Raw genomic sequence first — 26,312 nt, 5'->3', positions numbered from 1 at the left:
CACGGTTGTCAGAACGAATGAAAATACCCACCGCTGGATTGGGCAGTTGCGCTGAGGTACTCGGCCACTTCCGTCGCCGGCATCGGTCGGCTGACGTAGTAACCCTGAACCAATTCGCAACCGGCGGTACGCAAGAGACTCAATTGGTCGGCCGTCTCCACGCCTTCCGCCAATGACTGCATACCGAGCGCCTTCGCCACCTCGACCACCGAAGTGACAACTGCCGAATCACCCTCGCTCAGTTCGGTGATGAACGACCGGTCGATCTTGAGAATGTCCAACGGCAGTTTCTTCAAACTCTCGAAAGACGAATAGCCAGTTCCGAAGTCGTCCAGGGCAATCGCAATTCCGGTGGCACGCAGGCGATCCAGCTCGGCGACGGCAAGCTCCTCTACCGCTCCCGTCTCTGTGATTTCCAGCTGAAGCCGTTTGCTGGACAGACCGGATGCCTCCAGCGCATCGTTGGCTGCTGATCCGAAGCCGGACGACATCAGTTGCACCGGAGAGACGTTCACCGTCACATAGGTGTCATCGGGCCAGGTCGTCGCTTCGGCGCAGGCCATGTGTAAAACCTGAAGCCCCAGCGGGACAATCAAACCCGTCTCTTCCGCGACATCGATGAAAATGCGCGGCGCAAGCACTGCCCGCACCGGATGATTCCAGCGCAGCAGTGCCTCGAAACCCTCGACGCGGCCGGTGTCCGCACGAACCTGCGGTTGGTAGTACAGCTCGAACTGCCGAGACTCGATCGCGAGCCCAAGCTCTTGCAGGGCCGATGCTCGTTCCCTGGCCCGCGCGCGCAGCACCGGCGAGTATCTTCCGACCCGGTTCTTGCCGGCGGATTTTGCGGCATACAGCGCCAGGTCGGCGGACATGACAAGCGTGTCCGCGTCTTCGGAATCTGCCGGTGAGCTGGCATAACCGATCGATGCACGAACCTCGATGCGATTCCCCCGCACGAAAAACGGCTCACGCAATGCACCCAGATAGCGAGCAAACACCTCGCCGCCGTCCCCTGTTCCCCGCAAGACGACGCCGAATTCGTCGCCACCGATTCGGGCGCACATGGCACCGTCGACCACCCGATTGAGCCGTGCAGCAACGGAAATCAACAGTTTGTCGCCGACGGGGTGCCCTAACGTGTCGTTCACCGACTTGAAATTGTCCAGGTCGAGGATGCCGACAAGAACCTGCTCGCCGGTCCGGACAGCGCCGAGCGCGTCGGACAGCTCCGTGCCGAACGTCCGGCGATTCGGGAGCCCGGTCAGTCCGTCGGTTGCAGCAAGCCAAAGAATTCGCCGCTCGTAGTTGTACTTCTCGGTGATGTCCGAGCCCACGCCTCGCCAACCCACGAACTCCATGGCCTCGGAAAGCCTGGGATGACCCGACAGAGACCACCATCGGTCGACGCCGCCGACACGAACGGGAATGACGACCTCTCGAAACGGCATGAGGCGGTCGAGGTGATCTCCGATGACGTGGACCGCGGCTCGACCACTCTTCGTCGAACCGACGTCGAGCCGATCCAACAATCCGCGCAGCGACAGGGTTCGCAGGTCGGAGACGGAGACTCCCGAGATCTGCGACAGCCGAGCGGAGGTGTGCGACAACGTCCCGGTGGTGTCGACTTCCCACAGCCAGTCACGAGACCCGCCCTCGAAATCGTCGAGAAGCAAACTGACCGTCTGGCGCTCGGCAGCAGCCTCGAACTCGGCAAGACAACGACTTCGGAACGACGCCCAGAGGTACACGACGCCGATAATCAGTGTCACCGAGTAAACGACCAACTGGAACGAGAGGACAGTGTATTCGGTGGTTCTCTTAGGCAGGATAACGACGAGCAATCCGATGCTGTGCACCAGAATCCACGCTACCGCTATCGACCGAACCGTCGACAATGCCACGGCGCCGGCGCCCATGACTCCGGCGAATGTCGCTATAAGCACAAGCTTTCGCGAGTTGTCCGTCACGGGAAGCATCGCGGCGGCGAGAACGACAAGCAGAAGCCCAAGCAGGATCACCTCGAGCATGAGCGCCCAGTAGTCGTACCTCGTCGTATGTTTGGGCGTGTACCGGCCCTTCAGGACGACTCGCGGTATCCAGACGCGCACCGAATTGAGGACAACCAAGAAGGCCGCAGAACCCCAGATCGCCCGAAACTCGTTGTGACCGGGGGGTATGACGTACGCAAGCAAAGCGCACACGCTGAGTACATTGACCATGTTGGCCAGTGGCGCGACCGTCGTCACCTGCAGTATCTGGCGTGCGAAGAGGTCGCGCCGCTCGACGTCAGACAGTTCGGCGTCGCTCGCACTCGAAGTCAGCCTGCTCAGCATGCAACACCCTCCATCGTGGAGCCGACCAGATGAAGGTAGCGCGGATGCGGGCTCGGGACACACGATGACGAGAAACTACGAATTGAAATACACTGTTAAATAGGATGTTTCAGACAATAGCGACAGAACGGATCGGCGCTACAACTCGGAAGCCAGCGGAATTTCCTTCTCCGCGCGGTCCGTCATCCACTCACGTAGAACCTTGGTGGCAATGACGTCGTCCTCGTTGTATTGCAGGATGCGTGTCCGCTGCGTCTCGTCCGGCTCACCGTCGTAGCCGACCGCCTCGCGGTACCACGCCATCGACGCTTCACCACCGGCTTCGGCGTCACGCCAGTTGAACCCGGCGACGGGGGCAATCTTCTTGAGTCCCTTGCCGTTCGGGCAGATGAACTGATCACTCACCGCTTGATAGATGTCGACCCACTGCGGACTGTCGATGAACTCGCGGATCTCGTCCTTGCTCGGAATCCCGGGCTCACCGGCAAACCTGCGCGCCGAGTCCAACAACCACTTGTCCTCGGCCGAACGCGAATAGCAGTACGCGGCAAAGGTTTTACCCGAAGCAGCGGCTGCGGCACGCTCCGCCATCAGCCAGCCCCAGAACTCCGCGAACGACCGCGCCTCGTCACGCGTCGGCAGCGGATCCCACGTCGCAAATCCTCGATACATCGAGAAGCCACCGACATTGAGCAGCGTTCCCCACAGGTAGGCGCCGTGCTCCTGATAGCTCTCCATGTCGACGTCGATCTCGATGTCCGCCCGAGTCACCGAGATCTTCTCGAACCGCCGCACCAACGGAGCATCTGCCAACCACGCCTTGGCGATCACGACTGCGTCGTCGAAATTTCCGTGCGGCCAATCCTCGAGCGGCTCACCGTCCCAGGCGGCCAGCTGATCTATCGTGTTGCAGCCGACGTCGCGCAGAAGCTCCGCGCGCGATCCGACAGCCACCAGGCTGACATCGCGGTTGCGAACCAACTCCTGCTTGCATTCGGTCCACCACGGGCACGACTTGCACTCGCTCACCTGTGAAGGGGACGTCAGCACCTCACCGCGGGCAACAGCGATACGGTCGGCGAAACGCTCGTCGTAATCGTCGAGAATCGCACTGAGGTCGTGGACGAGGACGCAGTCTCCGTTGTATCCGATCGCGCCTGCCGTGAGCGACGGGCTCGCCAGCCCACGACGCTCGAGCATCCGATAGACCTGCGCGACGCGCATCTGATCGCGGACCTGACTGCGGACCTTGCGCTTGGGATCGACCGCGGGCTCCCATTCGAAGAGCCCCGAGGTGATCGCGCCCTGGCCGGGATCGGTCACCTTGTGATTGACGACAATGACGGGGATGTACCCGCCGCCCTCGTCGTCACGGATGAGCATTTCGCAGCGGCCCTTGCGTCCGGTGTCGCGCTCGACGGGCAAGACCGCGCCCCAGATCCGGTCCGCGCCGGCCTCACAGGCAGCAAGAGTGTCACGAGCCTGAGCCGACGCCGATTGATCGGGGTTGATCTTCACCCAACGCTCGGGAGCAGCGCCGATCACGAGTTCGGCGATCTCCGCGCGCTTCGCGATCGCGGCATCCTGGCGCTGCTTGACGCCGGTGTCGACGGGTTCCGAAGCCGATTTCCCGGGAAACAACCCGTCCAGACGCACCCGATGACGGCATCGGGTCAACGCCCCCGAATCGATGATCGGGAGCTGGGGCGCGGGGTTGTTAACGGAACACACGATGACGAAGATTATGTGCTCCCCTAGGCTGAAGCCGAAGCGCAGGTACCTGGCAACACACAAACACCTGGAAACGGGGTCCTTTTCGATGGGGTTGTTCAAGAAGCGAAAGTCTCGTGCCACCCGCAAGGCGGAGGCAAAGGCTCTCAAGCACAAGGCTGAGGTCGAGGCGAAGCTCAACGCCAAGAGCCAGCGTAAGCGCGACAAGGTCGAGACCAAGTCGCTCAAGAAGCTGGAGAAAGCCGAGATCGAGTCACAGCACAAGATCGAAAAGGCGCAGATCGCGACCCTGAAGGCGCAGGAGAAAGCCGCTGCGAATCAGGGCCTGACTGTCGCCAAGGTGCGTAAGTACCTGGGTGTGGCACGTCTGCTTGCCCCCGTTCTCCTGCCGATCGCCTACCGCGCTGCCACGGCTGTGCGCGCCCAGCTCGACACCACGCGCGCGCAGAAGATGGGCATCGCCGTCGACCAGCTCGGTGACTACACCGGTCACGGCGCGAAGTTGAGCGCTCGTATCGCCGGCGCCGAGAGCTCGGTCACCGAGATCCTCAGCCGCAAGCCCGACGATGCGGAGACGCAGCGTTTTGCCGCCGCCATCCGTGAGCGCCTCGGCGATCTCAGCACGGCAGTTCGCGCTGCCGAGCAGATGCCTCAGGCTCGCCGTAAGGCAGCTCACCAGGCAATTTCTTCCGAACTCGACGGCGTCGAAGCAGATCTGCTCGCACGTCTCGGCGTGCGCTAGACCTGAGAACGCCAGTGAGAGCAGCCGAGCAGACCGCGACCCTCCGGGGGATATCTGTCGGTTCCGCTTCGGCTGCTCTCGCTGTCGCCGCGCATGGAATCGGCGGAGGCGAGCTGCCACAGTCGTCGTCGCTGACCCTGCTGCTCGCCGTCTGCGCAACCGTCGGCGCCGTGACGGCCACCCTTCCCGCCCTCTCCCGGGGGCCCGCTGCCCTGATCGTGGCTCTTGGCCTGGGTCAGCTTGCCGCCCACACCACCATGACGCTCTCCGAGCACGCTCATTCGCCCGCTCCGGGATTGGTGATGCTCGGTGCTCACGCCGGTGCCACCGTCGCCTGTGCGGTGGCGGTCCTGGCCGCCGAGCGCCTCTACCGCGTTGTCACCCACGCTCTCCACGTCGTCCTGGCGTCCCTGGCTCCCGCCGCCGTCACTTCCCGCGGCCACACCGTCTCGACCGGAATCCATCACGGACCCGTCGACGCCCTTCTTCGCGCCAGCATCTCGCGGCGCGGTCCTCCTGCCCTGGTCTGAAGATTCGTAGAACTCCCCACCCCTTCACCAGACCAAGAGGACACTTCCCGACATGAAGAACACCCTGATTTCGCGTGCGGTTGTCACGACCGTCGCTACCGGCAGCGCTGTGCTGCTGGCCGCCGGAATTGCTTCAGCACACGTCAGCGTCGTCGCACCAGGAGCTACGCAGGGCGGATACTCCGTTCTCACGTTCCGCGTGCCCACCGAATCCGACACCGCTTCGACCACCAAGCTGACGGTGGCCCTCCCCGACCTCAAGTCGGCACGCACCGAACCGATGCCCGGTTGGACCGCCGTCGTCGAGAAGGACCCCACCTCGCTGGTCGCGAAGTCCGTGACCTGGACGGCCGACCCCGGCGTCGGAATCGCCCCCGGCCAGTTCCAGCAGTTCGTTCTTTCCGCCGGCCCGCTGCCGGAGCAGGAAGAGGTCGAGTTCAAGGCCGTGCAGACGTACAGCGACGGCAACGTCGTCAACTGGGATCAGGAAGAACTTGCCGACGGCAGCGAGCCGGACAAGCCCGCGCCGACGCTGACTCTCGCCGCATCCACCGGCGATGCTCACGGAGCGCCTGCTGCCGATAACACTGCCGAGACGTCCGCTGCTTCCGAATCTTCTTCGTCAGACAACACCGCGCGCTGGCTCGGCGGCGTCGGCCTGGTGCTCGGCGCCTTGGGCGCTGCACTCGGCCTCGGCGCACTGGTCAGGAGCAAGCGCTGATGAGTACCCGGATCAAGGTCATCGCCGTCGGCATGCTCGCGATGCTGGCCACGATGCTCGGAATGGGCACGGCCAGTGCGCACTCCGCGGTTGTCGGCTCCAACCCGGAAAACGGCGCGTCCATTCAGGTTGCGCCTGACAAGGTTTCGGTCACGTTCAACGAGGCTCTGCAGGCGCAGTTCGCGGCACTGACGGTCACCGGCCCGGACGGCAACCTCTGGACCAAGAGCGATCCGTCCGTCGAAGGACCCACTGTCAGTGCAGACCTCGGCGATCTCGGGCCGACCGGCGTCTACACCATCGCGTACCGCGTCACTTCCGCCGACGGTCACCCCGTCAACGGAACACTGACCTTCACCCTCACCGAGGCGGGGTCGGGCACTCCCGGCGCTGCCGCCGCGTCGAGTACGGGTGAGTCGGAGTCCGGCAGCATGCCGGTGTGGATCTTCATCGTCGCCGGCGTCGTCGTGTTCGGCGGTGCGCTGTTCTTCGTGCTGCGTAAGCCGAAGTCGAGCTGATCGCGTGACGGGTACGGCAAACAGGTGGTGGTTGCTGTTTGCCGTACCCACAGCTCTGCTGGGAGTCCTCATCGCCTGGGGCCTCGCGAGTCCGTCGGGACCCGAATCGTCGAGCACTGTCCGCGTTCTCGCGATCGGATGCGGCTCGTTGACGCTCGGCATCGCGACGCTTGCCTGGATGGGCCGCAGTGAACGCCGTCCGGCAACAACCCCCGCGATCATGTGGACTCAGCTCACCGCGGCGGCAGCGGTTTGGCTCGTCGCCGAGATCACGCTCCTCGTGCTCAATGCCGCAGCGGCAGACGGCGCCCCGGTCACCTCACTGACCATCGGGCACTTCGGCGCATTCGTCTCCGAGGTCAACGTCGGCCGCGTCGGTGTCGCGATCATCGCGTGCGCGTTTGCCGTGGTCTGTTACGGCATCTACGGGTTCACCAATCCCGAGACGGTGCCGGTCGCACCGGCATTGGTCGTCTCCGCGTTGGCGCTCGCTGCCCGCCCGATCACCGGGCACATGGCGCAGCAGAGCTTCGGATCGATCCTCGACGCCGTTCACGTCCTCGCTGCGGCCTTGTGGTTCGGCGTGCTCGCCGCACTCGCGCTTGCCGTACCGTCGCGCGGTGCCTGGGCGATCTGGTTGCCCAGGTACTCCGCCCTCGCCTGGCGATGTGTCCTCGCGTTGGTCGTCACCGGTATCGTCAACGCCGTCGTGCGACTCGACTCGCTCTCCGCCTTCTACGACACCGCTTACGGCCGGGTGATCCTCGCCAAGATCGTGGCGATCGCAATGCTCGTCGCACTGGGATGGTGGTGGCGCCGGACATGGGTGGTCGCAAGTGCTGCACACCGCATGAGTTCGGACGGATCCCTGCGCCGCGCCATCGGTGAAGTTGTCTTCATGGCCATCGCATTCGGGCTCGCCGCGGCCCTTGCGACAACTGCGTAAGACGTGCCTCAGCACAAGATTTCGTGACCCGCACATTTAACGTTTCACGTCGAGATTTAACCTCTACGTGAGTTTATTTTCCCAGCTTGCGGCGGTTTCCGGCCACCCTTAGCGTTGCTCGCATGACGGAGGCCCAACGCTCGTTTCTCGTCTGCGCTTCGCAGCGCAGTGGCAGTACTTTGCTGGTCGAATCCCTGCGAGCAACAGGGGTCGCGGGTGAGCCGGAAGAGTTCTTCCAGTACCTCCCCGAGACCTCGCGTTCGCCGCAACCGAGGCAGTGGTTCGAAGACGTCACGGACGAGTCCGTCTTGGGTCTGCTCGCCCCGTTCCACCCGGGTACGCCGGACACCCGCACCTCCGAGCAGTGGCGCACACAACTTCTCGAACTCGGCCGAACACCCAACGGAGTCTGGGGCGGCAAGCTGATGTGGAATCAGACACCGCTCCTGCTCGATCGCGCAGCCGGATTGCCGTGGCGCAGTGGGACAGATCTACGTTCCGCACTCCACGACACTCTCGATCACGACCTGCAGTTCATCCACGTCTATCGAGAAGATGTTGTCGCTCAGGCTGTATCGATGTGGCGAGCCGTGCAGACGCAGGTCTGGCGCGACGACGCGACCCCACCGAATCTCTCGGACGGTGCGCAGTACAACGCGCTCGGAATCGCACACCTGGTGACGATTCTCGGTGAGCAGGAACGACAGTGGAAGCGCTGGTTCGAGGAAGAGGACATCTCCCCCATCGAGATCGGGTTCCGCGATCTCACCGAAGACCCGCAGTCCGTGGTCGCAAAAACCCTCATTTCCCTCGGTCTCGACGGACAACTGGCCCCACCACCGCCGCTGCGTCGTCAGAGCGACGGACGCTCCCGCGAATGGGTGCAGCGTTATCGCATCGACGCCGAACAGAACGGATACCCCGTCACATGAGCACCGTCACCGATGTTGTCGACGAACTCCGAGTTCTCGAATCCGAAGCGGTTCACATCATTCGAGAGGTGGTGGCAGAACTCGAAAGACCGGTACTGCTCTTCTCAGCCGGCAAGGACTCGATAGTCCTGCTTCGACTCGCCGAGAAGGCGTTTCGACCCTCCCCACTCCCTTTCCCGGTCCTTCACGTCGACACCGGTCACAATTTCGAGGAAGTCATCGAATTTCGCGACCGCCGAATCAAGGAGGGCGGGCACACACTTCTGGTTGCTTCCGTTCAGGATTCGATCGACCAGGGTCGAGTGCAGGAGTCGACCGAGACCAGCGGATCGCGAAACCGCCTGCAGACCAGAACTCTGCTCGACGCTCTCGAAGGCGGGCGATTCGACGCCGCATTCGGCGGCGCCCGCCGGGACGAGGAACGCGCGCGAGCCAAGGAACGAGTCCTGAGCTTCCGTGACGAGTTCGGCCAGTGGGACCCTCGGGCGCAACGGGCCGAACCATGGTCGCTCTACAACGGTCGGATCAGACGCGGAGAGTCCGTTCGTGTCTTCCCGCTGAGCAACTGGACAGAACTCGACATCTGGCGCTACATAGCCCAGGAGGAACTGGAACTGCCGCCCATCTATTTCGCGCACGAACGGCGGGTATTCGAGCGCGACGGAATGCTCCTCGCTGCTTCGGAATTCAGCACCGACGCCGAGAACGCCGCGGCAACGACCGAGTGGGTGCGTTATCGAACCGTCGGCGATCTGACCATCACCGGCGCCGTTCGATCGCACGCCACCACCATCGACGACGTCGTCACCGAGATCTCGGCCGCGACGGTTTCCGAACGAGGCGAGACTCGCGCAGACGACCGAACCTCGGTCGCCGCGATGGAAGACCGAAAGCGTGAGGGCTACTTCTGATGACCACCACCATCACTCGCCAACTCCTGCGGCTGGCCACGGCGGGTAGCGTCGACGACGGCAAGAGCACGCTGATCGGCCGACTGTTGCACGACACCGACAGTCTGCCTACCGATCACCTCGATTCCGTGACCGACGAGCACGGTGTCGCCGACCTGGCTGCACTCTCCGACGGATTGCGCGCCGAGCGCGAACAGGGCATCACGATCGACGTCGCGTACCGATTCTTCTCCACTCCGACCAGAAGTTACGTACTCGCCGACACCCCGGGACACGAGCGCTACACGCGCAACATGTTCACCGGCGCGTCCAACGCCCACGTAGCGGTCCTGCTGGTCGACGCGAGAACCGGCGTGCTGCGTCAGACGCGTCGACACGCCAGAATCGCAGCGCTACTTGGTGTTCCGAACCTTGTGGCCGTGGTGAACAAGATCGATCTGGTGGGCTTCGACGAAGCGAGATTCGCGCAGGTACAGGAAGAATTGCGGGTATTGGCACGCCAGCTCGGGCGAGGCGACGTACTTGCCATCCCCGTCTCCGCGAAAGCCGGCGACAATGTCGTGACCCGCTCGGAGAACACCGAGTGGTACAACGGGCCGACACTTCTCGAATATCTCGAAGGCGTCGAACTCCATGCGCCCGCGACCCACATCGAGGAACTTCGGCTTCCCGTGCAGTGGGTTTCGCGCCCCGATCCGCAGAATCGGCGCCGGTACACCGGCCGAATTTCGGCGGGCACACTGAGCGTCGGAGACGAGGTAGTGGTACTGCCGTCCGGATCGAAGAGCACCGTGATCAGCCTGGACACCCTCGACGACAACCGCAGTACTGCCGTTGCACCACTGTCGGTTTCGGTGGAACTGGCCGACGACATCGACGTCGGACGTGGCGACGTTCTGGTCAGCGGCGGTGCGCAGGCCCATTTGCCGGTTCTGGCCCGAGAACTCGAAGCCACGATCTGCTGGTTGTCGAACACTCCATTGCGAGCCGGCGATCGGATAGCACTCAAACACACGTCCCGGACCGTGCGCGCGACGGTTCAAGAACTGCACACCCGACTCGACCCCGAGACGCTCGACGAGCAGGACAGCCCAGTCGAACTGGGGCTCAACGACATCGGAACGGTCACGCTCCGAACCAGTTCCGTGGTGGTCGCCGACACCTACGACCACAATCGGGACTCCGGCGCTTTCATTCTGATCGACGAGCAGAGCAACGACACCGTCGGCGCCGGCACCATTCTCGAGCCACGCGTTGTCGTTCCCGGTGAGCAGACCCGCAACGACATCAAGTGGCATCCGTCTTCACTCGAACGTCAGCGGCGGTGGGCGTCGACGACCCAGAAGGGCGCGACGATCTGGTTGACCGGCCTGCCTGCCTCCGGAAAATCCACCGTCGCCGTGGCTGTCGAACGTGCGCTGGTCGACGCGGGACGCACCGCGTATCTCCTGGACGGTGACAACGTCCGCCACGGTATCTCCGACGATCTCGGGTTCTCGCCGGGAGACCGGGCCGAGAACATCCGGCGCGTCGGGCATCTCACTCGGCTGTTCGCCGATGCCGGCGTCGTGGCCATCGCGTCGATGGTCTCACCGCTGCGTTCGGATCGAGCAATTGCGCGTGCTCTCAACGAAGCTGCCGGGCTCACCTTCCTCGAAGTTGCCGTCACCACTCCCGTCGAAGAATGCGAACGCCGAGATCCCAAGGGCCTGTACGCGCGTGCGCGGGCCGGTGAACTGAAGGGGCTCACCGGAATCGACGCACCGTACGAGACTCCGGAGGACCCGGACCTGGCTTTCGACACGACAGGCGCTGACATCAACGAACTGGTCGGGCGGGTCATCGCATTGTTGGAGGAGCGCGAAACCGGTAGGCCCTAGGGGTTTTCGGTGTCCGACTCGAGGTAACCGCGGTCCGCACTGTAGGCGGACCGCACGTTGGGTCGGACACCGATCTTCTCGAGGTACGCCGCCATGCGATGCACCGCCATCGCGCTTCCCAATGCCTCGTCCGGGAGACGATCATCCGTTTCGGCGCGCCACGTGTGAAGCTGCGAGGACAATTCCGCCTGTATTGCCGAGACTTCCGGTCGATCGATCAGATTGATCTTCTCGTCGGGGTCGGCACGGAGGTCGTACAGCTCCCGGGGTGCGCGTACCGCCAGATGCTCGGTGCCGAGCGCCTTTCCGGAAAGACTGTCCTCGATGTCGAGCGGTAGATCCAGAGCGGGGCGGACGGCGTAGTTCTCGATGTAGCTGTAGTCCTTGGTGCGCACCGCGCGAATGGGATCGAAACTGTCGTGAAAGGTCTTCTCCGTGAACAAGGAGGTTCGGACAGGTTCGGACGGCTCGGTTCCACGATCGACGAGGGCATCGGCGTGCGAGCGCCCTTCCACCTCGGTGGGGACATCGATACCGAGGAGATCGAGAATGGTCGGAACAAGATCCACACCGCTGAACAGTGTCTCGTATTCCTTTCCGCCACTGCGATACCGAGCCGGAGGCCGAGCGATCAACGCAATCCCGGTGCCCGGTGCGTAGAGCGTCGACTTGGCACGTGGGAACGCGGCGCCGTGATCGGTGAGGAAGAAGACCCACGTGTTCTCGTCGAGCCCCTCTTCCTCGAGCGTCCCGAGCAGATCACCCACCGCGGCGTCGGCTACCTCTACGCTGCCGTGGAATTCGGCCAGGTCCTCGCGTACCTGCGGCACGTCGGGAAGATATCCGGGCACCTCCAGCGCTGCGGTGTCCGCCGGGGTATAGCGATCGGCCGGGTACGGCCGATGCGTTTCGAAGAACCCCGTGGTGAGAAGGAAAGGCTCGGGCGGGAAACGTCGTAGCCAGTTCTGGGCACGCGGAACCACGTAGTCGCAGAACGAGTTCGTGACGTCGTACTCGTGATAGCCAAGTCGCTTCGGGTACGCAGTCTCGTGCTGCATGCCGAAGAGCGAGGTGTACCAACCGTTGTCGGAGAGGATCTGCGGAAGCGTCTGCACCTCAGCGTGGTACTCCCAGCCGTGGTGCGCCAACCCGATCAGACCGTTGTTGTGCGGATACCTGCCCGAGAAGAGAGAACCGCGCGAAGGTGAGCACAGCGGCGCCGTCGCGTGTGCGTCGGTGAACCGGATGCCCTCTGCCGCCAGCCGGTCCAGGTTGGGGCTGTTGACCCCGGCGACACCGTAACTCGCGAGGTGTCGGCCCAGGTCGTGCCAATGAATGATCAGGACGTTATCTCGCGCAGCCGACACGTGGGCAAGGCTAGTTGCCCTGCCCACGTGCGGCAACAGCTCGAATCAGCAGGATCTCAACTGTTTCTGCCGAGCTGCCTGATCCAGGCGCGGGTGTCGGCCGGGTCGATGACGTCGTCCAGTTCGAACGTGGTCGCCGCCATCAGCGCCTTGCCCTGTGCGTAGGCCAGTTCCACGAACTGACCGAACAGAGTTTCCCGAGCCACCGGATCTTCGACGGATTCGAGTTCCTTGCGGAAACCGAGACGCACAGCACCTTCCAGACCCATCGGCCCGATCTCGCCCGTCGGCCACGCGACCGTGAACTCGGGGGCGTGGAAGGAACCACCGGCCATTGCCATGGCGCCCAACCCGTAACCCTTGCGCAGGATGATCGTTCCGAACGGCACGGTGAGGCGAGCACCGGCAACGAAGAACCTGCCGAACCTTCGAACCGTCGCCTCCTCCTCCGAATCCGGGCCCACCATGAATCCCGGTGTGTCGCAGAGGGTCACCAGAGGAATGCGGTGCGCTTCGAGCAGTTCCAGGAAATCCGAAGCCTTGTCCGAGGCTTCCGCGTCGATCGCGCCGCCGAGATGCTCGCTGCTGTTCGCCAGCACACCGTACGGAACTCCTTCGACACGAACGAGTGCGGTGACTACACCGCGTCCGTAGTCTCGACGCAGTTCCAGGACGCTGTCGACGTCCGCGATTGCGTCGATCGCTCCACGAACGTCGTACGAGCGCAGGCGATTCTCCGGCACCACATGCCGCGAGAGCCGCGGATCCGGAGCCGTCCACTCTCCGCTCGCACCCTGGAAGTAGCCGAGGTACTGCTTGGCCAGCGCCACCGCATGAGCGTCGTCGTCAGCCACCAGGTGTACGACGCCGTTACGGCGCTGCACGTCGATGGGGCCGATGTCCTCGGGGCGGAAGTTTCCGAGCCCGCCGCCCTCGACCATGGCAGGGCCGCCCATGCCGATGTTGGCGTCGGGCGTCGCGATCAGTACGTCGCAGGCGCCGGCCAGGGCCGCGTTGCCCGCGAAGCAGCGGCCGGACACGACAGCGACCATGGGTACGCGGCCGCTCAGCGCCGCCATGGCACGGAAGGTTCCCAGTTCCAGGCCCGCTCCCGCCCCTGCATCGGTGTCACCGGGGCGACCACCGCCGCCTTCCGCGAACAGCACTACCGGAACTCGCTTGCGATCGGCGATCTCGAGCAGGCGGTCGGTCTTGGCGTGATTGCGCATGCCCTGGGTACCGGCGAGCACCGAGTAGTCGTACGAGATCACGACGCTCTCGCCGCCGCTGATGGTCGCCACTCCGCCGATCAGACCGTCAGCAGGAGTGTTGGCGATCAAGTCTTCCTCGCTTCGCCGACTGCGCTGCGCAGCCAGTGCGAGAGCGCCGTACTCGACCAGGCTGTCGTCGTCGACCAGGTCGTAGACGTTCTCGCGAGCAGTCCGCCGCCCCAGCTTGTGGCGCTTCGCCACTGCCGCGGGCCGCGCCGCGTCCAGGGTCACCTCGTGGCGAGCGATGATCTCCGCCAGATCGGGACGTACGTCGTCGAGGTCCACCTCGTCGACCTCGGCGAGCTTCGATCCCGCGCTCGCGCTACGGACGACGAGCAACGGTTCGCCCGCACTCACCGATCTCCCCGGCGACGACAGAACCCGGACCACTTCGAGGTCACCGGGCGCCGAGAGAACATGCTGCATTTTCATCGCTTCGAGGACGGCAACCTGGCCACCCGCATGGACGCCGTCACCGACTGCGGCAAGTTCGACGACGATTCCCGCCATCTGCGCACGAACCACGTCCTCGTCCGGCGCGATGTCCACACTCGCGGAGGGTGTTTGTGGGTCCGCTTCGGGAACGAGCTCCGCCAATCGAGAACCCAACCAGTCGACGTCGACCAGGCCGTCGCGGAAGTCCTTGTCCGACAGTATTGCCTGCAGGAATTCGAGGTTGGTCGCCACGCCGTCGATAGTGAACTCACTCAAAGCAGCAATCGACTTGCGCACAGCGGCAGGAAAATCCGATCGACGCGTGTGGGTGACGACCTTCGCCAGCAGCGAATCGTAACGCGCACTCGGCGAGAGTCCGACCGTACCGAAGGTGTCCACTCGCACGCCGGGTCCGCCCGGAGGAGTGAAGTTGTCGAGCGTGCCGGAGGACGGCAGCGCATTGCCGTCCGGCGTCATGGTTTCCATGTTGACGCGGGCCTGTATCGCAATCCCCGAAGCGTTTGCCACGGATCCGACTGTCTCCGATACCTTCTCGACAGCAGTGATTCCGGTTGGCAGGTCCAGGTCCTCGAACGGAACCCCGTCCGCGATCGCGAGTTGCACGGCGACGAGGTCGATTCCGGTGACCTCCTCGGTCACCGTGTGCTCCACCTGAATTCGGGGATTGACTTCGAGGAAGACGAATCCGCGTTCCTCGACCAGGAACTCGACCGTCGCGATGCCTCGGTAGCCGACCTCGGCGCACAGCCGCGCGGCCGCAGCGTGAAGACGCTCGCGCAGGGCCCCCGACAGCCCCTGCGCGGGCGCAACCTCGATCAACTTCTGGTGCCGACGTTGGACGCTGCAATCACGGTCACCCAGAGCGAGCGCGTGGGTTCCGCCTTGCCCCGGCCCCGCCACGATCTGCACTTCGATGTGCCGAGCGTGCTCACTGAGTACCTCGGCGAACAGTGCCGAACTGCCGAATCCCGACTGGGCTTCGGCCGCACACACACGGTACGCGTCGTCGAGCGCTTTCGGGTCGCGCACCGCGCGCATACCGCGGCCACCGCCGCCGCTGAGCGCCTTGATCATGATGCCGCGGGAGTTGCGCTCGAAGAATTCACGCACCTCGTCGAGGTCGGCGTTCGCCGATGTCGACGGCAGGACCGGTACGCCGGAGTCGACCGCCGCAGTGCGGGCGCTGGCCTTGTCGCCGAAAGTCCGGAGAACCTGGGCGTCCGGGCCGACGAAGACGATGCCCGCCTCGGTACACGCCTGCGCGAATTCGGCATTCTCACTGAGGAATCCGTAGCCCGGGTGCACGTGCGTGGCGCCCGTTTCGGCCGCGATCTTCAGCAGTGCGCTCTGATCGAGATACGCGGATGCGCCCGAAGCTCCGAGCGGCACCGACTCCGTGGCCGCCGCGACGTGCGGACTGGACGCGTCGTCCTCGGCGTACACCGACACCGTCTCGATCCCGAGTTCACGGGCAGTTCGAATGATCCGCAGCGCAATTTCGCCGCGGTTCGCAATCAGCAGTCTCACTTTTCCCCCTGAGTGCGCTCGAACAGATCGCCCTTGCGCACCTTTCCTGTTGCAGTCATCGGAAGCGCCTCGAGCACTTCCACTTCGGGCACCTTGTACGTAGCCATGTTCTCCTTGGCCCACGAGACGATCTCGTCGGCCGCGGTGTCGGAACCCTCGACCAGCTGGACAAACGCAAAAGCCACCTGCCCCTTGTCCGGGTCCGGTTTCGGTACCACCGCAGCCTTTTCGATCGCCGGGTGCAGCATGAGCAGCGCTTCCACCTCGGAGGGGAAAACACTCATGCCGTTGGTCTTGATCATTTCCTTGTTTCGCGCCAGGTAGTGCAAACCACCACGCTCACTGAACTTTCCGACATCGCCGGTCTGCAACCAGCCGTCACGGATGGCGTCGGCGGTGGCAGCCTCGTTGCGGTAGTACGCGGAAAGGATCGACGGACTGCGCACGATGATCTGTCCGTGCTCACCGACGGGAACCGGCCTGCCGTCGTGATCGACGATCAGAACGTCGGTACCGGGCACCGGAATTCCGCAGAACACCGGCTCGCTTTTCAGGTCGTAGTCGCCGTCCTGGAAACCGAGAGTGATCGTGTCCGCGGTGTGGGTTTCGGTCATGCCGTAGCTCGCTTCGCGCAGAACACCGCCGGTAGCCTCGCGCCACCGCTGGCGCGTGGCCGGATCGAGTTTGAGAACAAACGAGACTGCCATGGCGTTCTGGAGTGTCGAGAGATTTCGCTCCGAGAACCCTGATGTGTCCATCAGTTCGACGTAATTGTCGACGGTTCCGACCAGCGAGGTCACACCGTAGGTCTCGACCGCGTCGAGCGTGGTCTCCGCATCCCAACGATTCAGCAGGACAACGGTTCCGCCATTGACGAGCGGAACCAGAATGCCGAAGTCCTCACCCGCGATCCAGAAGATCGGCAGAAACACCAGAGATACCGGCGGATTGGCGCCCACCTGGTCACCACCGGCAAGCGTCGCGGTGGCCGCGGTGTAAACCATGTGGCGCTGAGTGTGCTCACAGCCCTTGGGCATTCCCGTCGTTCCGCCCGTGTAGTTCAGGGCGGCGAGGGAATCGAGCTCGGTGGCAACGGGAGTCGCCCGCTCACTGGTGATGATCGACTGCCAGTCGCTCAGGCGCGGATCGTCGACCTCGAAGGGCAGTTCGACGGTGGGGATCGCAGTCAGCATGTCCGATACTGCGGTCTTCGCGACGTGTTCGAGTGAAGTCTGTGAGCGAACCTTCTTCACCAGCTTCGAGAAAGTGTTCTGCGTCAGTAGGACCTTGACGCCGGCATCGTTGAGTTCGTGAATCAATTCGTGTTCACGGAAGAGCGGATTGATGGGCACGTGAACCGCACCGACCTTGAGAATGCCGAGCATCGCGATGTGGAACTGCGGGCAGTTGACCAGGTGAACGCCGACACGATCACCTCGTTCGACTCCGAGTGAAAGCAGCCATCCGGCAAAACGATCCGAAAGCTCGTCGTACTCGGCGTACGTGATGACGCGGCCGTAAAAGACGATTGCGGGAGTATCCGGCCGCTCGAGCGCCCAATGCCGCAAGTAGTCGACAAGTCCCCCGCCTTCGAGCGGATACTCGACGGAGCGGGGAATCCCGGCGGGCCAATGCGCCTGCTGCAGCGCAGTGATTTCCGCCAGAGCCGCTTCGAGCACGTCTTGTTCTGCCACCGATCACTCCATTCGTAAAAGAAATCTATTTCGACTCTTCGAACCCGATCAACCGTTCGGACATCGTCGTCATATCTGCAATGAACTGGTTCTGCTCTTCGACACTCGCCTTACTCAGTCGTGCTCCACCGGCCATCTGTGCGTCCGAGATCATCTGAACGAGCACCGGGGGCGAAACGCAGGGATCTACATCGTGAACCTGTCGAATACGTTCGACGAAGCGTACGTAGCGGCTCACGAGCTTTTCGCGAACTGCTGACCAACTGCGCTCGACCTCGGAATCCACCCGCGCCCGGTGCTCGATCACCGCGAGCAGGTCCCCGTAGGTGTACACGGCCGTGATGAACGCCGACGTGGTCGTTCTGAGAACTTCGCGTAGATCCTCGGCCGGCCCCTCCATGTGCTGGGCGTCGAGAAACCGTCGGCACATCATTTCGGCGACGGCACGAAAGACCTCGTCCTTCGACGAGAAGTACGCGTAGAAGGTCGCTCGGGACACATCAGCCCTGGTGGTGATGGTCTCGACGGTCACGGCGTCGTATCCGAGTTCGCCGAAACAGAGAGCAGCGGTGTCGAGCAGGCAGGCCCGACGTGGACCGTCCCCGAGCTTGCGGGCTGTCCGCGCTCGCTCCTGCGTTTCGCTGGTGGTCACCGTCACAGTGTGTGTTGACGTTGACGTCAATGTCAAGAATTGCGGCATCCTCGCCGCCGTTCTCGTCGGCTCAGTCGCGAAGATGGGCGAGAAGAAAATCGTCTCCCGGATCACCCGTGGGGCCGGCGACATGGTCTGCCCGGCGATCGTCGTCGTGGTGATCGGTGCGGCAGCGGTATTCGAGTAGTTCAGGCGTGGTGGGCCTCGCGTGCCGCCGTCTCCAGACGGTCGTTGTACTCGGCCCACCACGCCTCATCACCGGGAGCCAGATTGTTGTCGCCCGCCTTCATCCCAGCAGCTCCGTCGATCAGCTCCCGCACGATGTCCGCGTGGCCGGCGTGCCGATGGATCTCGGTGACAACGTGAACGAGTATCCGGTGCAATGTGACGTCGCGACGATCCTCCGGCCAGTGCTTCACGAAGCCGGGGGCGTCCAGATCGTGCTGCTCGATCGTGGCGTCAGCGAAAGCCCAGGTGCGGCGATAGGTTTCGACGATGTCGGCACTGGACTCATCGGCGCGGGCCCACATGTCGACGTTGAGTTCCTCCGAACGCAACCACGCCGGTAGATCGGGAACCCGACGGCCGAACGTCGGACCGAAATACCCGAGCTCGACGCCGATCATGTGTTTGACCAGTCCCAACAAGTTGGTCCCTGTCCGGGTCATCGGACGCCGAATGTCATACTCCGACAGCCCGTCGAGCTTCCAGACGAGCGCGTCACGTGCTGCCTGCAGGTACCGCTGAAGATCTTCCTTTTCCGAGTTGGTGGTCATGAAACCAACCTAAACCGAGTGGAGCAGACATTGACAGCGGTGGAGGATCTGACCGAGGTTGCCTCCCGGGCCGTCGCCGCCGAGCGTGACGCCCGGTCGGTGCGCTGGCACAACCCGGCAGCCGTCCGCAAGGCCGCCGCGTCCGTGCGTGATTCGCTCGACGACGAACGATCAGCGCTGAGCCGACCGTCGTACAGCGGGTTGTCGCCGTCGCCGCACATGGCTCGCCAACTCGAACTGATCACGACGTTGCAGCCGCCACTGCCCGCCGACGCCGGCATCAGCACCGCCGCGCAGGCCGAGGCCGACGCCGTCGCCGCGGTGACCACCGCGCGGATAGCCTTGCGCGCCGCCCACCTTGCGGTTCTCGAAGCACGCGTCGCCGCGCTCGATGCTGGAGATACCGATACCGTCGCCGCCGCGATCCGCGGTTACGTCCCGCTGAACTCGGGCAACCCCGTCGTCCGGCACGTGCAGGATCTCGGCTCCCGGATCCGTGAGGAAGCACGGCACGTCGTGAGTGGCAAGCCTCGGTCGATCGCTTTTCGGCTGGGGCTGAGCCTCGGAGTGGGCTTGGCGTACCTGGCATTCATTCGCCTCTTCCAGTGGGACTCCAAGGAAGATCGACTGCCTTACCTTGCGCTGTACGCACTCTCGGGTGTGGTCGGAAGCGTCGTGTGCACCAATGCGCTCAGCTTCGACGCCGGCCGCGTCCGTGCTGCTTTGTCCGGCGGAACCAGGCTCTGGCACGTCCTCGTCGCGAAGAATACGATGATGCTGCTTCTCGTCGGCAGCGCCGGGTTCCTGCTCAGTGCCATCCTCGCGTGGCGCTCCGGAAGCAGTGCTGATCTGGTGAAGGCGTGCGGTCAGGTACTGACCATGATCCTGCTGTGGCTCGGTGTCGCCAACGTGATGTCCGTGGCCTTGCCGCTGCGGGCCGAACCGATGACGGCGAGGCGCCACGACGGCACGTGGAAGCAGTTCCTGCTGTCTTTCGTCATCTCGTACGGTGTCGGACTGATCGTCAATCTGATGCTCTATTGGCGAGTCTGGGCCAAGACGACGCTGCTCGAACGAATGGGCGGGCCGTGGATTCCGGTCCTGCTGCTCCTCGCGAGCGCGGCCGCGACGTGGCTGTTGCTGACCGTCCTGGCCGTACTCCTGGCCGAGCAACCACGCTTCCGGCGCGCCTTGCAACGGGAGATGGTGGTCTACCGCGAAGAAACCAACCACTTGCAGGCGACCATTCAGCACAATTCCGGCTAATGTAACCGTGCGTGGCTGATCCGGGCACGCCGCGAGTACACGCAGTGTCGAGGAAGGCGTGACCCATGATGTCCGTAAAGCCTGGCGCAGCCGATACGTCGGCCGCCGTAACCACCGCCTCCTGGCTACCACTGATCGTGGTGGTCCTCACGCAGATTCAGGCGTCGTTCGCCGTCAATGCGCTGACCGTCTCGATGGCCGGCATCACCACCGATCTCGACACTCCTGCAACAAGTGTCGGCACCGCGATCACCGCAGGCACCTTTGCCATGGCTGCCTTCATTCTGCTGGGCGCCAAGATCGGCGCCCGCTACGGGACGCGTTTGGTCTTCCAGATTGCCGTCGCGATTCACGGTCTCGCGATGGCTGCGGTCGCTCTGAGCCAGAGCCCGGCAATGCTGTTCGTGGCGCAAGCCGCGTCCGGCGCCGTGATCGCTCTCATCGCCCCCGCGTTGACGGTTTTCATCGCCACGAACTTCAATGGCGATCAGCAGGCAAAGGCCATCGGTTACCTGGCAGCAGCAATCCCCGCAGCCGGTGTGCTGGCACTACTCATCGCCGGTTCCTTCGCGACGACCATCGGGTGGCGTTACTCCTTCGCCCTCGTCGTGGCGCTCGCCGTGGTCAACCTGGTCCTGAGTTTCCGTGTCAAACCTGTTCCCCCGCAGAAGGACATCACCATCGATTGGGCCGGCGCCGCACTGGCTGCCGTTGCCGTCATCCTGCTCAGCTTCGGTTTCAGCGGCCTGAACTCGTGGGGCGTCATCCTGGCCACCGACGCTGCGCCGTTCTCGGTCATCGGTGTTTCACCCGCGGCCATCCTGATAGTCCTCGGCACCATCTGCGCGCAGGGATTCTTCCAGTGGACGCGAAGCCGCAAGGCGCAGAACAAGCCTCAGCTCTTCAATCTCGACGTCCTCAAGACCGGCGCCGAGCGCGCCACCACGATCTGCATGGCGACGATGATGTTCGTGGGAACCGCGGCCAACTTCCTCATTCCGCTGTACATGCAGATCATCCAGGGCCGCAGCAGCTTGCAGACGTCATTCTCGATCATCCCGTACACACTCTCGATCTTCATCGCGAGCACCGTCGTCGCGCGCCTGTACAAGACGTACTCCCCGCGTCTGATCGCACGAGCCGGGTTCGTCGTTGTTGCCGCTGGACTCATACTGTTGGCCTTCACCATTCGTGGTGACTGGCATCAGATCTTTGTTGTCATCGGCCTTATCACCCTCGGCCTCGGGCAGGGCGCCATCGTTGCGCTGGTGTTCAACACCCTCCTCACCGCAGCTCCCAAGGAACTGGCCGGTGACGTCGGCGCCTGGCGAGGACTGGTACACAACATGTCCGGGAGCGTCGGCATCGCGGTGGCCAGCGTGTTCGCCGTCGGAATCCTCGGTACCCTCGTCAGCTCGCAGCTGATCGACAACCCCACCATCCCGGCATCGCTCAAGGTCGAGTCAGGGATCAATCTCGACCAGGTCAACTTCGTCCCCAACGATCAACTCGTCGTGACGCTCGAAAACACCTCCGCGACACAGGCACAGATCGACGAAGCCATCCGGATCAACACCGAAGCGCGCCTGCGCGCACTGCGAACCTCGCTGCTCGTACTCGCCGGGCTCTCTCTGCTCGCCATCATTCCGGCCGGGCGCATGCCCAACGAAGTACCTGCTCTGGACGAACCGCAACCCACGAAGGGCAAGAAGTAACCGATGTCCAACCAAGACCAATTCGGTCCGATCGAATACGTTGCCGTCGAGTTTCCCAGCGGTGCACCGACCTCCGCGGGATTCGAGCAGCTGCTCACTCTCGTCGACTCCGGAGTGATCCGCATCCTCGACCTCGAGTTCGTCACCAAAGCCGCCGACGGATCGGTATCCGTCGTACCCGCGTCCACCTTCGAACTCGCAGATTTCGATCTGGCGCAGTTCGACGGCGCTGCCTCCGGACTGCTCGACGCCGGCGACATCGCTGCCGTTGGTGAAGAGTTGGCTGCCGGAAGTGTTGCCGCCGTACTCGTCTACGAGGAACTGGCAATACTGCCGGTCATCGAGGCCTGGACCCGCAGCGGCGCAAAGGTTGTCACCGAAGGTCACCTGAGCGTGGACGAACTGGCTGCTGCACTGGACAACACCGCACCGGATACCACGGAGAAGGACGCATGAGTTTCTTGAGGCGAGCCGGCCGGGTAGCCGTCGCAAGCTCCATTCACGGCAATGTTCAGCGCCGTCAGCGGACCCGTTGGGCTGCCGAAGATCAGGCCCGCGCAGCGCAGGTCCAGCCGGTGCCGCCGATTCCCGATCTACCGCCCCTCCCGCCGCAGGCACCTCCGGCAGAATCGGAAATGTCGATGGATGCGAAGCTCGAACAGCTCACCAAGCTGGGCGAACTCAAGAATGCCGGCGTATTGACGGAGGCCGAGTTCGAGACCCAGAAGGCGCGCATCCTCGCCTGAACTAGCTGGGCCGCCCGAGTGCAAAAGCCATGACGGGAAGCTGCGTCGTCGCGAGATTCAACAGAGATGCCACTCGGGCATCCGTGAATCCTGCGATGGCGCAGCCCACAAGTCCCATCGCCTCGGTCACAAGGTACAGATTCTGAACCAGCACACCGGCATCCACGTGCATCGTGCGGTAGTGCCGCATCGCGTACTTCTCGAGCGGCGCTTCCACGTCGGCGACCACAAACAGAAGAACCGGGAACACGTCGACGAACTCGGGCTGGAGAAGGCTCGCTCGAAGGTTTCCTTGTACGTCACCCGGCCGAACGGCCTCAGCACGGCCTTCCTGGATGTACCGGTACACCCCGGCTCCAAGCGAGGGTCCGGGATGGCTGACAACAAACGACAGCGTCAGTTCGCGCATCCCACCGGCCGTCGGGCTGCTGACCAGACTGTGGTGCAGCACATTTGAAAGTTCATCGATTCCCAAAGCATCTTGCGCTGGGTTGAAGTGGCTCCGTCGTGCCTGCAAGATATCCGGAAAGTCCTGGGCCGGCAGTGGCGTCGGCGCCGGTAATTCAACGAACTCAGACGTCACCGGGGGCAGTGCGCCCTCGTCGAACGGTAGCTCCGACGGAGCCACCGTCCGGTCAAGCGCAGCATGCAGCGATACGACGGCCTCGACCCGCTCGAGGGCGGTCAAGACCTCACGAACCCGGGTGCAGCAGGCGAGATACCTCGGCAGCTCCGTCGATCGACACCAATTCACCGGCGAACCACGCCTCCGGAACGGCAAAGATCGCATTCGACGTCGCGGCAGGCGTCCCGGCAAATGCCGTGCGGGCAGCCTCGAGTGTGGATTCCCGAGCCGACTCGGTGGAGTAAACGACAAGAATTGCCTGCGGCGACTTCGCGAGTATCGATTCGGTGGCTACCTGGCCGAAGTACTTCCCATCCGGAAGGTCGCTCTCGTAGAGGTTCTTTCCCCCGGCCGCCTCGAGCACGCTGCTGTAGAGGCCCCTCGCCAGAGCGTAGGACTGCCCCTCCGAAACCTGAACCATCACAGTGGCAACCGGCTCCTTCCCGGCCACGGATGCCTCGGTTGCTGCGAGCGACTTCTTGCCATCTGCCAGAAGTGTTGCTGCTTCGTCACTTGTTCCGGTCAGGGCACCGAGACCGTCGATGTCGGACCAGACGTCGTCGATCCGCCCCTCGGTGACCGCCTTGTGGCAATAGCCGCTGTTCACGAAGATCGGGATGCCGAGGTCACGCAATTCGTCCATGCTCTGCAGTCGGTCACCGTCGAACCAGTATTCCCCGTCGGAGACGATCAGATCCGGACGGGCGTCGAGCAATGCTTCTTTCGCGGGAACTCCGGTGCTCAGTACCGGCACGGCCGCGAACTGATCCGCGAGTTCGGGGCTGGGAGGAGAGAGATCGGTATTCGATTGTCCGACAATGCGGTCGGCGGCACCGAGTTGAATCAGAAGCTCCGTCATCGACGGATACAGCGAGACAATCCGCTCCGCCGTCTTGGGCAACGTGACCTCGCGGTCACAATTGGTGACGGAAATCTTCTCGGACGACGACGCCGCCGAATCCGCCGTGGAGTTTCCGCATGCGGTCAGTACCGCAGTGGCAGTAACGGCCGAGCACAACAGCGCGGCAGTACGTATCGAGGATTTCAAGACACTGCTTCTTTCGTGTGTAGGAGCGGAGGGGCGAACGAGAGCAAGGGACGCCCGGTCAAGGGGTGAGTGCCGAGATGCACCTGAACCCCGAATACTTCGGACAGCAGGTCCTCGGTGAGGACCTCAGCCGTTGGTCCTGTCGCGACAACTACCCCGCCGGAGAGCAGACAGACGTAGTCGCAATACGCTGCGGCCAAAGCGAGTTCATGGATCGCGACAATCGTCGTAGTACCGAGTTCGGCGACCAATTCCATCAATTCGAGTTGAGCTCGGATGTCGAGGTGGTTGGTGGGCTCGTCCAAGACCAGCACCGAAGGTTGTTGAGCGATCGCCCGGGCCAACATCACACGCTGCTTTTCTCCGCCGGACAGTTCGGCGAAGAGTCGTGATCCGAAGCCGTGCATACCGGTTCGCGCCAGGGCGGCACTGACGATGTCCCGGTCGATTTCACCGAGTCGAGAGAATGCGCTGTGATGCGGCGTCCGGCCCGTCGCCACCACCTCGCGGACGCTGAACGAGAAGTCGGATGAATGCTCCTGCCCCACAACACCGATGATGCGTGCTGCGGATCGTGGCGAGAGATCGTCCCACACGTTCACTTCGTCGACCTTCACGATTCCGCTTCTCGGCTTCATCGAGCGGTACAACGCGCGCAGGAGGGAGGACTTTCCACTGCCGTTCGGCCCGACGAGTCCGACCACGCTCCCCTCGGGCGCTTCGAGATCTACGCCGGAAACCACCAGACGCCCACCTCGAACGACGTGAATCCCGCTGGCCGACAATCTCATGACTGCGCACCTCCGTCGCGTCGAAGTAACCAGAGGAAGAACGGAGCACCCAATCCGGCGGTGATGATTCCGAGCGGCAATTCGTTGGGCGCATCCAACATCCGAGCCGCAAGATCGACGATCACCAGGAAGGTTGCACCGACCAGCGCGGTTGCCGGCAGCAGCTTGCGGTGGTCGGATCCGACGAGGAGTCGTACGGCGTGCGGCACGAGAAGCCCCACGAAACCGATTCCGCCGGCAACGGATACAACAACCGCGGTCAGCAACGACGCGATCACCAGTAGTAGCAACCTGGTACGGCGCACGTCGACGCCCACCGATTGCGCGCTCTCGTCTCCCATAGCCAGCGCGTTGAGTTGGCGAGACTGCGTCAACAGCACTGCCGCACAGACGGTGATCACCGCGGCGGGCACACCGAGATCCGACCAACCTGCCCCGCTCACCGAACCGAGTAACCAGAAGAGCACTCCCGAAAGCTGACTCGGATCGGCGCGCAACTGCACAAAACTTGTTGCAGCCGAAAGCAGATAGCCGATGGCAACTCCGGCCAAGACCATGCGCAGCGGGACAAGCATTCCCTCGCGCCGACCCAGTACGAGAACCGCGATCAGGGAAACCATGGCCCCCAGGAAGGCTGCCACCGGAACACCGATCGACAGACCGGTTCCGATGCCCGTCGTCATGATCAGCACTGCGCCGAAGGACGCTCCCGAACCGACACCCAAGATGTACGGATCGGCAATCGGATTGCGCACCAACGCTTGCAGTACCGCGCCGGCCAGTGATAATCCGGCACCTGCCAGTGCCGCGATCAGAATGCGCGGGACCCGCAGTCCCCACACGATCCGATCGAGCAGCGGGTCGACCGGCGGTCCACCGACGTGCGCGTACAACACCGCGAATACGTCGGCGAAGGACAGCGACGCAGCGCCCGACCACACCGCGACGGTAGAGGCGGTGGCAAGGACCACGGCCGTGGCCAACAGAAACGGGACGTATCCGCGGTCGCCGACGGGATGCGCACGCGACGGGGCATCAGGTACTGCTTCGCTGGTCAGCGTCATCGCACTCCTGAAGAGGTGGGGTTCACAGGCATGAACAGGTGGATCTAACCATAACGACAGTCGTTTT

General features: G+C 63.4%; 24 protein-coding genes. 13 read left to right on the top strand and 11 right to left on the bottom strand.

Annotated features, from left to right (window positions below):
• Window positions 1-8 precede the first annotated feature (8 nt).
• Both GJB56_RS23025 and GJB56_RS23020 read right to left on the bottom strand, forming a co-directional pair.
• The gene (locus GJB56_RS23025) at window positions 9-2,336 is read right to left on the bottom strand and encodes a putative bifunctional diguanylate cyclase/phosphodiesterase (RefSeq protein WP_113683423.1); all 2,328 of its coding nucleotides are present in this window, start codon (window positions 2,334-2,336) and stop codon (window positions 9-11) included.
• A gap of 138 nt (window positions 2,337-2,474) precedes the next feature.
• Window positions 2,475-4,031, bottom strand: a complete 1,557-nt coding sequence (locus GJB56_RS23020; protein WP_029537352.1) for a TM0106 family RecB-like putative nuclease — start codon at window positions 4,029-4,031, stop codon at window positions 2,475-2,477.
• Between the two features lie 124 nt (window positions 4,032-4,155).
• On the opposite strand from GJB56_RS23020, the gene GJB56_RS23015 reads away from it, so the two are divergent.
• The 8 genes from GJB56_RS23015 (at window position 4,156) to cysC (ending at window position 11,247) form a co-directional block, all read left to right on the top strand.
• Window positions 4,156-4,809, top strand: coding sequence for a DUF6474 family protein (locus GJB56_RS23015; RefSeq protein WP_003944178.1), 654 nt, complete (start codon window positions 4,156-4,158; stop codon window positions 4,807-4,809).
• Between the two features lie 14 nt (window positions 4,810-4,823).
• Window positions 4,824-5,339, top strand: coding sequence for a hypothetical protein (locus GJB56_RS23010; RefSeq protein WP_019746333.1), 516 nt, complete (start codon window positions 4,824-4,826; stop codon window positions 5,337-5,339).
• Window positions 5,340-5,391: 52 nt separating this feature from the next.
• The gene (locus GJB56_RS23005) at window positions 5,392-6,060 is read left to right on the top strand and encodes a YcnI family copper-binding membrane protein (protein WP_020905708.1); all 669 of its coding nucleotides are present in this window, start codon (window positions 5,392-5,394) and stop codon (window positions 6,058-6,060) included.
• Window positions 6,060-6,578, top strand: coding sequence for a copper resistance CopC family protein (locus tag GJB56_RS23000; RefSeq protein WP_020905707.1), 519 nt, complete (start codon window positions 6,060-6,062; stop codon window positions 6,576-6,578). The genes GJB56_RS23005 and GJB56_RS23000 overlap by 1 nt, the downstream gene beginning before the upstream one ends.
• A gap of 4 nt (window positions 6,579-6,582) precedes the next feature.
• Entirely contained in the window at window positions 6,583-7,524 is a 942-nt protein-coding gene (locus tag GJB56_RS22995) for a copper resistance D family protein (RefSeq protein WP_019746330.1), read from the top strand.
• Between the two features lie 122 nt (window positions 7,525-7,646).
• A complete protein-coding gene (gene stf0 / locus GJB56_RS22990) occupies window positions 7,647-8,456 on the top strand; it encodes a trehalose 2-sulfotransferase (protein WP_019746329.1) in 810 nt (269 codons plus the stop codon).
• Window positions 8,453-9,367, top strand: coding sequence for a sulfate adenylyltransferase subunit CysD (cysD, locus tag GJB56_RS22985; protein WP_019746328.1), 915 nt, complete (start codon window positions 8,453-8,455; stop codon window positions 9,365-9,367). The genes stf0 and cysD overlap by 4 nt, the downstream gene beginning before the upstream one ends.
• Window positions 9,367-11,247, top strand: coding sequence for an adenylyl-sulfate kinase (gene cysC / locus GJB56_RS22980; protein WP_021342384.1), 1,881 nt, complete (start codon window positions 9,367-9,369; stop codon window positions 11,245-11,247). The genes cysD and cysC overlap by 1 nt, the downstream gene beginning before the upstream one ends.
• On the opposite strand, the gene GJB56_RS22975 is transcribed toward cysC, so the two are convergent.
• The 4 genes from GJB56_RS22975 to GJB56_RS22960 are packed head-to-tail and all read right to left on the bottom strand — an operon-like array spanning window position 11,244 to window position 18,220.
• Window positions 11,244-12,614 carry a sulfatase family protein gene (locus GJB56_RS22975; protein ID WP_020905704.1) on the bottom strand — a complete coding sequence of 457 codons (1,371 nt, stop codon included), beginning with the start codon at window positions 12,612-12,614 and terminating at the stop codon, window positions 11,244-11,246. The genes cysC and GJB56_RS22975 overlap by 4 nt on opposite strands.
• A 56-nt stretch (window positions 12,615-12,670) precedes the next feature.
• Window positions 12,671-15,868 (bottom strand): carboxyl transferase domain-containing protein, encoded by a 3,198-nt coding sequence (locus GJB56_RS22970; RefSeq protein ID WP_113683422.1) that lies wholly within the window; start codon window positions 15,866-15,868, stop codon window positions 12,671-12,673.
• On the bottom strand, window positions 15,865-17,562 hold the full coding sequence (locus GJB56_RS22965; RefSeq protein ID WP_113683421.1) for an AMP-binding protein: 1,698 nt from the start codon (window positions 17,560-17,562) through the stop codon (window positions 15,865-15,867). Before GJB56_RS22965 ends, GJB56_RS22970 begins: the two co-directional genes overlap by 4 nt.
• 25 nt (window positions 17,563-17,587) lie before the next feature.
• Window positions 17,588-18,220 (bottom strand): TetR/AcrR family transcriptional regulator, encoded by a 633-nt coding sequence (locus GJB56_RS22960; protein WP_113683420.1) that lies wholly within the window; start codon window positions 18,218-18,220, stop codon window positions 17,588-17,590.
• Window position 18,221: 1 nt separating this feature from the next.
• Here GJB56_RS22960 and GJB56_RS22955 point away from each other — a divergent pair, with 1 nt between their 5' ends.
• Window positions 18,222-18,401: a hypothetical protein gene (locus tag GJB56_RS22955; protein ID WP_134771718.1), complete on the top strand. Its 180-nt coding sequence runs from the start codon at window positions 18,222-18,224 to the stop codon at window positions 18,399-18,401.
• A 1-nt stretch (window position 18,402) separates the two neighbouring features.
• Here GJB56_RS22955 and GJB56_RS22950 read toward each other — a convergent pair whose 3' ends face one another.
• Entirely contained in the window at window positions 18,403-18,990 is a 588-nt protein-coding gene (locus GJB56_RS22950; protein WP_019746321.1) for a DinB family protein, read from the bottom strand.
• An 18-nt stretch (window positions 18,991-19,008) separates the two neighbouring features.
• On the opposite strand from GJB56_RS22950, the gene GJB56_RS22945 reads away from it, so the two are divergent.
• The 4 genes from GJB56_RS22945 (at window position 19,009) to GJB56_RS22930 (ending at window position 22,717) form a co-directional block, all read left to right on the top strand.
• Window positions 19,009-20,256: a hypothetical protein gene (locus GJB56_RS22945; RefSeq protein ID WP_029254151.1), complete on the top strand. Its 1,248-nt coding sequence runs from the start codon at window positions 19,009-19,011 to the stop codon at window positions 20,254-20,256.
• 65 nt (window positions 20,257-20,321) lie between these two features.
• On the top strand, window positions 20,322-21,971 hold the full coding sequence (locus GJB56_RS22940) for an MFS transporter (protein ID WP_019746318.1): 1,650 nt from the start codon (window positions 20,322-20,324) through the stop codon (window positions 21,969-21,971).
• Between the two features lie 3 nt (window positions 21,972-21,974).
• Complete coding sequence (locus GJB56_RS22935; RefSeq protein WP_070384763.1) at window positions 21,975-22,427, top strand: DUF6325 family protein; 453 nt, start codon at window positions 21,975-21,977, stop codon at window positions 22,425-22,427.
• Window positions 22,424-22,717, top strand: coding sequence for an SHOCT domain-containing protein (locus GJB56_RS22930; RefSeq protein WP_020968057.1), 294 nt, complete (start codon window positions 22,424-22,426; stop codon window positions 22,715-22,717). Before GJB56_RS22935 ends, GJB56_RS22930 begins: the two co-directional genes overlap by 4 nt.
• Window position 22,718: 1 nt before the next feature.
• Here GJB56_RS22930 and GJB56_RS22925 read toward each other — a convergent pair whose 3' ends face one another.
• The 4 genes from GJB56_RS22925 to GJB56_RS22910 are packed head-to-tail and all read right to left on the bottom strand — an operon-like array spanning window position 22,719 to window position 26,245.
• Window positions 22,719-23,405, bottom strand: a complete 687-nt coding sequence (locus GJB56_RS22925) for a SagB family peptide dehydrogenase (protein ID WP_113683419.1) — start codon at window positions 23,403-23,405, stop codon at window positions 22,719-22,721.
• Between the two features lie 4 nt (window positions 23,406-23,409).
• Window positions 23,410-24,390, bottom strand: a complete 981-nt coding sequence (locus tag GJB56_RS22920) for an ABC transporter substrate-binding protein (protein ID WP_020968055.1) — start codon at window positions 24,388-24,390, stop codon at window positions 23,410-23,412.
• The gene (locus GJB56_RS22915) at window positions 24,387-25,181 is read right to left on the bottom strand and encodes an ABC transporter ATP-binding protein (RefSeq protein ID WP_020968054.1); all 795 of its coding nucleotides are present in this window, start codon (window positions 25,179-25,181) and stop codon (window positions 24,387-24,389) included. Before GJB56_RS22915 ends, GJB56_RS22920 begins: the two co-directional genes overlap by 4 nt.
• Complete coding sequence (locus GJB56_RS22910; protein ID WP_113683418.1) at window positions 25,178-26,245, bottom strand: FecCD family ABC transporter permease; 1,068 nt, start codon at window positions 26,243-26,245, stop codon at window positions 25,178-25,180. The genes GJB56_RS22915 and GJB56_RS22910 overlap by 4 nt, the downstream gene beginning before the upstream one ends.
• Window positions 26,246-26,312 lie beyond the last annotated feature (67 nt).

This window comes from Rhodococcus sp. AQ5-07, from assembly GCF_009707305.1.
GTDB classification, from domain to species: domain Bacteria; phylum Actinomycetota; class Actinomycetes; order Mycobacteriales; family Mycobacteriaceae; genus Rhodococcus_F; species Rhodococcus_F erythropolis.
Note: the sequence above shows the minus strand (reverse complement) of the source record. Positions and strands in the feature narration are given on the sequence as shown.

Coding starts and splice junctions, on each gene's coding strand:
- GJB56_RS23025 (WP_113683423.1), bottom strand. CDS start 2,336: ATGCTGAGCAGGCTGACTTCGAGTGCGAGCGACGCCGAACTGTCTGAC.
- GJB56_RS23015 (WP_003944178.1), top strand. CDS start 4,156: ATGGGGTTGTTCAAGAAGCGAAAGTCTCGTGCCACCCGCAAGGCGGAG.
- GJB56_RS23005 (WP_020905708.1), top strand. CDS start 5,392: ATGAAGAACACCCTGATTTCGCGTGCGGTTGTCACGACCGTCGCTACC.
- GJB56_RS23000 (WP_020905707.1), top strand. CDS start 6,060: ATGAGTACCCGGATCAAGGTCATCGCCGTCGGCATGCTCGCGATGCTG.
- stf0 (WP_019746329.1), top strand. CDS start 7,647: ATGACGGAGGCCCAACGCTCGTTTCTCGTCTGCGCTTCGCAGCGCAGT.
- cysD (WP_019746328.1), top strand. CDS start 8,453: ATGAGCACCGTCACCGATGTTGTCGACGAACTCCGAGTTCTCGAATCC.
- cysC (WP_021342384.1), top strand. CDS start 9,367: ATGACCACCACCATCACTCGCCAACTCCTGCGGCTGGCCACGGCGGGT.
- GJB56_RS22950 (WP_019746321.1), bottom strand. CDS start 18,990: ATGACCACCAACTCGGAAAAGGAAGATCTTCAGCGGTACCTGCAGGCA.
- GJB56_RS22940 (WP_019746318.1), top strand. CDS start 20,322: ATGATGTCCGTAAAGCCTGGCGCAGCCGATACGTCGGCCGCCGTAACC.
- GJB56_RS22935 (WP_070384763.1), top strand. CDS start 21,975: ATGTCCAACCAAGACCAATTCGGTCCGATCGAATACGTTGCCGTCGAG.
- GJB56_RS22930 (WP_020968057.1), top strand. CDS start 22,424: ATGAGTTTCTTGAGGCGAGCCGGCCGGGTAGCCGTCGCAAGCTCCATT.
- GJB56_RS22915 (WP_020968054.1), bottom strand. CDS start 25,181: ATGAGATTGTCGGCCAGCGGGATTCACGTCGTTCGAGGTGGGCGTCTG.
- GJB56_RS22910 (WP_113683418.1), bottom strand. CDS start 26,245: ATGACGCTGACCAGCGAAGCAGTACCTGATGCCCCGTCGCGTGCGCAT.